Here is a 7,388-nt window from a genome sequence, read left to right as displayed (position 1 = left end):
TTTATCTGTATTTTTGTTTTCTACATCATCTTTTCCATACCCTAATTTAGCTTCAAGTTCTGCTTCAAGAAGTTCTTGAATAATGTCCTTAAAGATATCTCTTAGGTATGCACTTACATCGGCAACACTTTGGAAATTATTGCTCTTAATTATTTCTTTCACTTGCTCTTTTGATAATGTTGACATAAAAAATCTCCTCCTTGGATATTATTTTGTAATTCTTGCCAAGAAGGAGTCTTTTCATTCTCTTATACACAAAATTTTCAACATTCTCCATGATTGCTTTATAATAATTACTTGTGGATATTGTAAACAAAATCCTACAATATGTAGGATTATTGTTCATTCCAGTATTTTGCATATAGTCCATTATTATTAATTAATTCTTCGTGTGTACCGTGTTCAACAATTTCACCTTTATCCATAACAAAAATTTTATCGCAATTTTTTATCGTACTTAATCTGTGAGCAATAATGATACAGGTCATGTTGGATGTTGCTTTTGCTAGTGTTTTTTTTATGCTTTTTTCTGTAATACTATCAAGATGGCTTGTTGCTTCATCTAAAATTAATATATCAGGTTTTTTCAACAGTGCTCTGGCAATAGCCAATCTTTGCTTTTGACCTTCTGACAGATCGTTTCCGCATTCTTCTAGCATGGTATTGTAGCCAAAAGCTGTTTTATCAATAAATTCATTTGCATGACTTACTTGGCAGGCATGTACTATTTCATTTTCGTTTGCGCTTGGGTTGGCCATTAATAAGTTATTGATAATGGTGTCTGAAAATAAAAACGTATTTTGCGAGATATAAGCTATTTTGCTGCGGAGTATTTTGGGAGGAATATCATTTATATTTCTACTGCCTATTAAAATGTTGCCACTTTCAACAGGATAAAAAGCCATAAGCAATTTAGCCAGCGTAGTTTTACCACAACCGCTTTCGCCAACCAAGGCTACACGCTGACCTGGCTCAATAGAGAGGTTTATATTTTTTAAAACCAAGTGGCGGTGACCATATCTGAAATTTACGTTTTTAAATTCAATTTTCTTTTTGAAGTCATAAATTTCAGTATCATTGTCTATATAAGCAATATTGCCTTTTTCCGGTTGTAATTCAAGTATATCATTTAATCTTTCTGCTGCAACAACTGCAGTCTGTATTGTTGGTTGGAGTTCGATTAGATTTTTGATAGGATTCATAAAATACGACAATAAGAAGTAAAATGAAATGAGTGTCCCTAATGTAACGGTTCCATTCATAACCAAGTAGGCTCCAACCCACAAAATAATAACATAAGAGATTAGTGATATTGTATTAATTATTATATCTTGCATATAAAATATGATAGATCCTTTAAAAATACTGTTTAATAAATTCATAAATAGACTTTCTGTTTGATTCTTTACTTGTTCTTCGCCATTAAATGACTTTATGGTTTCTATTCCATCAATTGATTCTTTAAGAAATGAAGTTACTTTTGAACTGTTTTCCATGATGCAATGATTTATATTATTTATTGGATTTTTAAAGATTAAAACTGTAATTGCATATATTATTATCATTGCCAGTGCAATCCAGAATAAAGTCAAGCTAATAGAAACTAAGATAATACTCCCTCCGATTACCATTAGCAAATCAATCATAAGAGTAAGAGTGGCTCCTGATATGGCATTTCTTATATTGGAGGCATCAGAAAATCTAGATATAATTTCTCCAGTTTTCCTTGTACCAAAGAACTCCATGGGTAACTCAATAACATGGTTATAATATCCAAGCATTAAAGGTATATCGATCTTTTTGGACATATTTGCCAGCAGATAGCCTCGAAAGAATTGGATTAATGCCTGCAAAATATATAGTAATATAATAGCGATACAAATAAAATCGAGTTGTTTAAAATGCGGATTATTCAATAAGTCATAAAAATTTATTAATAGATTTGAAATAGACCCTATAATTGGACTTTCATTATCGTTAGAATCCTCCTCTTCTATGTTGCAGTCTTCTTCGCAAGTATAATCATGTTCGTGTACGTGTCCAGCAACACTTTCAGTGCAAGTTGTAAGAATAACATCATCAATAATAAACTGAAATACAAGTGTACCAACTATTCCTATGGCAGAAATAATCAAAGATAAAATAAAAACAGATATCAATAATTTGCGTTGCCGTGTAATCAATTTGAAAAACTTCGCAAAAGAACCTTTGCACTTGTTATCGGGTTTAAACAACTGTCTTTTCAAAGATAATTATATGTCCTGTCCAAATTGAGAAAAAATCCTTATAAGAGTATTTCAAAAATCCTTTATACGGGTCAGCCACGTATATATTATTACCCTTGATTTTATATACGACAACAAAATGTTCTAGCGTATTATCGATTATTACTCTTGCGATAAGAGGCAAAGGGATTTCTTTATTGTTATAAGAATTCAAGAACTCTTCGAGGGTGCCTTCCAACGGTTCTGCCGAAAGCCCAACTTGTTTTGCACCATTAACAATCCCATAAATATTGGCACCATTGCTATCAACTTTTATAAGAGATCTTAATGTAGCCAATGGAAGTTTTAATCCGTAAAAACGACAAATCATAGAAAGACAAGCGGCGCCACAATCTTTTATATCATGTTGTTTAACTAGAGAAATACTCATATACATACCCCTATTGATTTTATCTTGCTTCATATTAAGTCATGATTCAAAACGGCAAAAGGACAAGCCTATTGCCGTTTTGAATTTCTAGAATTAGTACCAACCGTAGATTGCTTTGTCCATATATTCGTTCATGCATTTTGCTCTATGCGTGTACCATTTTTCCCAAGCTAAAATTTGAATTGACGATGTGAATTCTTTTTTGCAGAACTCACATGTATAAGTATATGTTTTGCCTCCTGAAATACTTCTTTGCGCTTCCAATGTCATTTTTCTCATATGATCATCTCCTTTCAGTTTTTTGAATAATCTTTAGGCTCCTTTTAAAACTATTTAGTGTTTTGGAGCCTGAATTTTGCATGTCTACTCCCTTCAAAGATAAACCCAATTAGTACGTACTAGTTTTAATTCACCTTTTTATGTTTGAGGATTATGCTGCAGCAATTTCATTGTATGCTATTTACAGATATAAACAATATACCATCTGTCATTAAAATCATTACATTTGTCATATGTCTTGAATTATAATGACATATATAATATGAGAACATTAGCAAATTCAGTTAATACTTGTGCAATATATAAAAATAGAACTTATTTACTTGAAATTATATTTATGATAATATATTGGTAGCTAATATTATTCGCATCTGGGGGGATCGACGATGAAGAGGTTTGACCGAAAAGCAGTATTCAAAAAAATAGTAATTGCTATTACGATTCTTTCTATAACAACACTTATCGGATGCTCCAAAGAGGATAAAGCTAGCCAAAACCTAATTGTTGCACTACAACATGGAATAACAACTCTAGATCCGGCATATTTAAGACTGTTAAATGAGCAATACATTGCATGCAATATATGGGAAGGTCTTGTAAGAAAAAATGTTGATGGTTTGATCGAACCGGGGATTGCAAAGAGTTGGGAAGTATCTCCTGACGGTTTAAAATATACATTTCATTTGCGTAAGAATGCTATGTGGAGTGATGGTAAGCCTGTCACTGCTTATGATTTTGAATATGCGTGGAAACGTGCACTGGATCCCAATAAGGATTCAGCTGTTGTATTTATGATGTATTTTTAAAAATGGACAAGCATATAATAACAATAAAGCAGAAAGAGATGATGTGGGCGTAAAGGCATTGGACGACCATACCCTCGAAGTAATCTTGGAAAATCCTACTCCGTTTTTTCTCGAAATACTCAATTACCATACGTACTTTCCTGTAAGGCAGGATATTGTTGAAAAGGATCCGGATTCTTGGCACCGTAAACCTCATACATTTGTAAGTAACGGCCCCTTTTATTTGGAAAAGCTATATGATAATAAAAAAATTGTGACATTGAAAAATCCACATTATTGGGATAAAGATAATGTACATCTTAATTCTATTACATATCTTATTGAAAGAATAGATGAAAAAGAAATATGGACAAGGTATACCGAAGAAATATTGAGCAATAAATCTCCTGAAGAAAGCACCATAGATTTTGGATATGTATTTCCGTCAGAAGTAAATATTGCAGATGAGATTGACTCAAAAAGGTTCAATGTAATTGCCGATAACTCATTGACTACAGTCTACTTGTGTATTAATTCTCAAAACAAACCCTTAGATGACATCAGAGTCAGACAAGCTTTGGAGCTGGCGCTTAATAGAAACTACATTGTAGAAGAAGGAAAGATGAATGAAGAAGTTGCGACCGGATTTGTTCCCCCAGGAATTCCAGATTTAGAACTGGGCAGCGATTTTAGAATAAAGGGTGGAGAATATATGCATAAGGAATTCTCCAGCGATAATGTAAGCAAAGCAAAAACCTTGCTCAAAGAAGCCGGATACACTGATTTGAGTCAATTTCCCACAATTTCGATACTTGCAAGAAGTTTGGGTATAGCAGAATATATTGAGGACAGCTGGGAAGCAAACCTTGGAATAAATGTGGAAATAGATGTATGCAAGGATGCACTTTATTCCCAAAAAAAGAATTTGCAAGAATTTGATATTGTGATTAACAGTTGGATAGCAGACTTTGCAGACCCAATAAACTTTTTGGGGTTTCTGGCTAGCGAAGATGATTTTAAAGGAATTCTTCCGTTGCAATATTATACTTTGATAAAAAAGGCAGGTGCATCAATGACAATTCTTTGAGGCTTGAATTGCTTCATGAGGCGGAAAAAGTATTAATGGAGTCATACACAATAATTCCATTATTCTATGGGAAAAACGCATATTATGTAAAACCTTATGTAAAAAATTATTTAAAGACTCCTTTAGCCGAAATCTATTTTAGAAACGCCTATATAGAATATGCGAAAAGATAAAAAGTATCTGGAGTTTGAGTCGCAAAATGAGGAGAATAGTGAAAATAAATCATGGGTCGCTTATTAAATTTTTTATAATACTATTATTTATTTTTTTAAATATTACTTTCTGCTATATATCAGAGGTAAGTATTAATAAAAGTTATGAAGATATGTTATCTCAGAGTATGTATCAGGAACAGAAGGTAGTAGAAGATTTTTTTAGATATCCGGAAAACATAATAAACATTTTATCTCAAAACAACGATTTTGCAGTATACAGAGCAAACGATAAGTTCCTAAGAAATGATATATTGTCACTATTTGAATCTATCATACTATCTGACCACAGAATAAGTAATATCTATTTTGTGGCAAATGATGGTATCACTATTTCTTATAAATTCGCAAGGGAATCAGGACAAAATCTAACTGATAAAATTTGGTTTAAAGAAGCTATTGAAGGAAAAAGACAATTTGTCTGGGTTTCTCATAGAAGCGATTTTTCAAATGATGATGTTGTAAGTTGTGTTAGGAGAGTAGTAGATAAATATAGCAATCCTATAGGGGTGGTAGGACTTGATATTGAATTGTTTAAGCTTTCGGAGCTGGTTGATAACGTAAAAGTTGGCGATGACGGTTATTTTGTGATATTGGATGAAGATGACAGAATAATAGCAACTCCTGATTATAAACGATTAGGCAAGGAAATTTGGGAGGGCAATCCTCCGGAAGACATGAATTTTAAAGGTACTAGAAGTTTTTTTTTAAAAATTAACAACAAAAAATGCAAGTGCAGGATGTTACAGGTTCAAGAGCTTCCATGGAAAATTGTAAATATTGTTCCCGTGAATGAAATTGTATTCAATATAGTGATATCAGCAACTCTATTCTTTTTATTAAGCTTTATCAGCTTTTCAATAGCTTTTATGATGTATTCAAAGAATAAAACTACTCAGCAGATAAATATAAAACTCAAAAATGCCAATGAACAGCTAAAGGAATATGCTTCTACCGTTGAGGAAAATGCTTATTTTACGGGAGAGAAACCGTGTGGCAAGGGATGTACACGATACTTTGGGACAGACACTTAGTATATTAATAACTCTTTTACAAGTTAGCATCCTGACTTGTAAAAAGAACGCTAAAGAAACGGAGAATAATCTGAAAAATGCCCTTAAAATTACCCGGGAAGGTTTAAATGAAGTAAGAAGGTCAATTTCAGGACTCTCTCCTAAAAAGCTTGAAGAGATGGATTTCTTTGATGCTCTTGAAAGGCTGGCTGCTGATTTTGAATATTCTGGTTTGGATGTTGAACTTTCAGTCAACAAAATACAACAAAATATTGGTGAGTCACATAAAGAAGTTATTTACAGAATTTGTCAAGAAGCTCTTGCAAATTCGCTAAAGCATGGAAAGGCGACTAAGGCAAATATTATTATAAAATTTACTGATAGTTACATCAGTCTCTTTATATTCGATGATGGGGAGGTTGCAAGAGTATAGACACAAAAAAAGGTTTTGGATTGCAAGCGATGAAACAAAGAGTTGAAGGATTAAATGGGAAACTGGAGTTTGGTTCCGGTGATGAAAATGGTTTTAATATACACGTTGAATTACCATTAAATGAAACTTAAATTTGGAGTAATTGATTTCAGAACATAGAGTTTTAAGAATAAAAGTATGCTTTATCATTTTACACACAATCACTTTTTATTTAACGGAAGAATATTTGATTGGAGGCAAAATTATCTATGATTAAAGTTGTTTTGGCAGACGACCAATCAATTGTTACTGAAGGAATAAAAAAATACTTGAGCAGGACAAAGAAATAAAGGTTGTAGGATGCGCAAAAAATGGTAAAGAAGCTTTAAAGCTATGCGAGCAATTTAGACCGGATGTTGTTTTAATGGATATGGAAATGCCAATATGTGATGGAATTGAAGGAACGAGACTAATCAAAACCAAATTTAATAATACTAAAGTTGTTATTCTTACAGTATTTAATGACGAGGATAGGATAAAAAAGTGTATTGAATTATGGCGCAGATGGTTATATGCTCAAAGATATAGATCAGGAGAAGTTAATATTGACTGTTAAAGGAATTGCAGCGGGATTAAATATTTTACATAATGATACATATAAAAATGTGGTAAATAACGTTGTTTCTCATAAGAAAATATCAATATTCGGAAATAAAAATTTGAATATCGATTTGACAGACAGGGAATTAAGTATAATTAAGCTTATTGTTGACGGAAAAAGCAATTATGAAATAGCAAGAACAATACACTTGGCCGAGGGAAGTGTAAGGAATGTAATTTCCGGCATGTTGAAAAAATTTAACCTTAAGGATAGAACACAATTGGCGATTTTAGCAGTCAAAAACAATATTATTTGATTAATAGTGCAGAAAGTTATTTTAATAA

General features: G+C 32.3%; 10 protein-coding genes and 1 pseudogene. 7 read left to right on the top strand and 4 right to left on the bottom strand.

The window, feature by feature from the left end; translation table 11 throughout:
• From JCM21531_RS16200 to JCM21531_RS16185, 4 genes and pseudogenes are all read right to left on the bottom strand, one after another.
• Window positions 1–186 (bottom strand): annotated as a pseudogene (locus JCM21531_RS16200) (IS256 family transposase); the annotation flags it as partial.
• 149 nt (window positions 187–335) lie between these two features.
• Window positions 336–2,234, bottom strand: coding sequence for a peptidase domain-containing ABC transporter (locus JCM21531_RS16190; protein WP_162149325.1), 1,899 nt, complete (start codon window positions 2,232–2,234; stop codon window positions 336–338).
• Complete coding sequence (locus tag JCM21531_RS18515) at window positions 2,227–2,655, bottom strand: cysteine peptidase family C39 domain-containing protein (protein WP_157833703.1); 429 nt, start codon at window positions 2,653–2,655, stop codon at window positions 2,227–2,229. The genes JCM21531_RS16190 and JCM21531_RS18515 overlap by 8 nt, the downstream gene beginning before the upstream one ends.
• 93 nt (window positions 2,656–2,748) lie before the next feature.
• Window positions 2,749–2,934, bottom strand: coding sequence for a hypothetical protein (locus JCM21531_RS16185; RefSeq protein WP_038291387.1), 186 nt, complete (start codon window positions 2,932–2,934; stop codon window positions 2,749–2,751).
• Window positions 2,935–3,320: 386 nt separating this feature from the next.
• On the opposite strand from JCM21531_RS16185, the gene JCM21531_RS23100 reads away from it, so the two are divergent.
• The 7 genes from JCM21531_RS23100 (at window position 3,321) to JCM21531_RS24665 (ending at window position 7,360) form a co-directional block, all read left to right on the top strand.
• Window positions 3,321–3,740, top strand: a complete 420-nt coding sequence (locus JCM21531_RS23100) for an ABC transporter substrate-binding protein (protein WP_243467856.1) — start codon at window positions 3,321–3,323, stop codon at window positions 3,738–3,740.
• Between the two features lie 43 nt (window positions 3,741–3,783).
• Entirely contained in the window at window positions 3,784–4,806 is a 1,023-nt protein-coding gene (locus JCM21531_RS23095) for an ABC transporter substrate-binding protein (RefSeq protein WP_243467855.1), read from the top strand.
• Window positions 4,803–4,979: a hypothetical protein gene (locus JCM21531_RS23090; protein ID WP_243467854.1), complete on the top strand. Its 177-nt coding sequence runs from the start codon at window positions 4,803–4,805 to the stop codon at window positions 4,977–4,979. The genes JCM21531_RS23095 and JCM21531_RS23090 overlap by 4 nt, the downstream gene beginning before the upstream one ends.
• A 152-nt stretch (window positions 4,980–5,131) precedes the next feature.
• Window positions 5,132–6,052 (top strand): cache domain-containing protein, encoded by a 921-nt coding sequence (locus JCM21531_RS16175; protein ID WP_162149324.1) that lies wholly within the window; start codon window positions 5,132–5,134, stop codon window positions 6,050–6,052.
• A complete protein-coding gene (locus JCM21531_RS16170; protein ID WP_038291384.1) occupies window positions 6,012–6,464 on the top strand; it encodes a sensor histidine kinase in 453 nt (150 codons plus the stop codon). The genes JCM21531_RS16175 and JCM21531_RS16170 overlap by 41 nt, the downstream gene beginning before the upstream one ends.
• Before the next feature lie 304 nt (window positions 6,465–6,768).
• Window positions 6,769–7,059 (top strand): response regulator, encoded by a 291-nt coding sequence (locus tag JCM21531_RS24670; RefSeq protein WP_369347722.1) that lies wholly within the window; start codon window positions 6,769–6,771, stop codon window positions 7,057–7,059.
• Window positions 7,049–7,360, top strand: a complete 312-nt coding sequence (locus tag JCM21531_RS24665) for a response regulator transcription factor (RefSeq protein ID WP_369347721.1) — start codon at window positions 7,049–7,051, stop codon at window positions 7,358–7,360. Before JCM21531_RS24670 ends, JCM21531_RS24665 begins: the two co-directional genes overlap by 11 nt.
• Window positions 7,361–7,388: the final 28 nt, after the last annotated feature.

It is taken from the genome of Acetivibrio straminisolvens JCM 21531 (genome assembly GCF_000521465.1).
Lineage (GTDB): Bacteria > Bacillota > Clostridia > Acetivibrionales > Acetivibrionaceae > Hungateiclostridium > Hungateiclostridium straminisolvens.
The sequence above is the reverse complement of the archived record's forward strand: the minus strand, read 5'-3'. Positions and strand labels throughout refer to the sequence as shown.

Coding starts and splice junctions, on each gene's coding strand:
- JCM21531_RS18515 (WP_157833703.1), bottom strand. CDS start 2,655: ATGAGTATTTCTCTAGTTAAACAACATGATATAAAAGATTGTGGCGCC.
- JCM21531_RS23100 (WP_243467856.1), top strand. CDS start 3,321: ATGAAGAGGTTTGACCGAAAAGCAGTATTCAAAAAAATAGTAATTGCT.
- JCM21531_RS16175 (WP_162149324.1), top strand. CDS start 5,132: ATGTTATCTCAGAGTATGTATCAGGAACAGAAGGTAGTAGAAGATTTT.
- JCM21531_RS16185 (WP_038291387.1), bottom strand. CDS start 2,934: ATGAGAAAAATGACATTGGAAGCGCAAAGAAGTATTTCAGGAGGCAAA.